Source organism: Cohnella fermenti (assembly GCF_004801405.1).
In the GTDB taxonomy this organism is placed as follows: domain Bacteria; phylum Bacillota; class Bacilli; order Paenibacillales; family Paenibacillaceae; genus Cohnella; species Cohnella fermenti.
In genome coordinates, this window is record NZ_SSOB01000129.1 from 1 (window position 1) to 512 (window position 512).

The 512-nt window shown below is 53.9% G+C and carries 1 protein-coding gene; it reads left to right on the forward strand.

The genetic code is table 11. The features are described from left to right. Positions 1-40: 40 nt before the first annotated feature. On the forward strand, positions 41-512 hold a 472-nt coding region (locus E6C55_RS33325), incomplete at its 3' end, for a transposase (protein WP_211093707.1).

Below are 512 nucleotides of genomic sequence, written 5' to 3' on the forward strand. Positions count from 1 at the left end.
GGGTTACTTAACGCCCTATGTTTGCAAGAAGACGATCGAGATGAACCTCTTCGCCGCGATTGCGGACCGGAAGTCGCCAAGCCGGGAAGGCCATATCCCGAAAGCTGAATTTACGTATGATCCGCAACAGGATGCCTACCGCTGCCCGCAAGGGCAAATGCTGCCCTACAGCACGACGAATCGCGATGGACAACGCGTCTATTTTTCCGATGCTGAGCAGTGTGCAACCTGTCCGATGCTGAGCCAATGCACGTCCAATCAGGAGAAGGCACGCAGCATCAGCCGTCACATTTGGGAAGAGCACCGGGAACAGGTTCGGGAAAACGGCAAGGGGAAGATCGGCCAAATGTTGCTGAGATGGCGGCAACAGAAGATTGAGCCGAGCTTCGGAGAAGCCAAAGAGTTGCATCAATACCGCAGGAGTAAATTCAGAGGGAGAGCCAAGATGCAAGAGCAGGCTCTCCTGACGGCGTTTGCCCAAAATCTGAAAAAGATAGCTCGATACCTTGCCA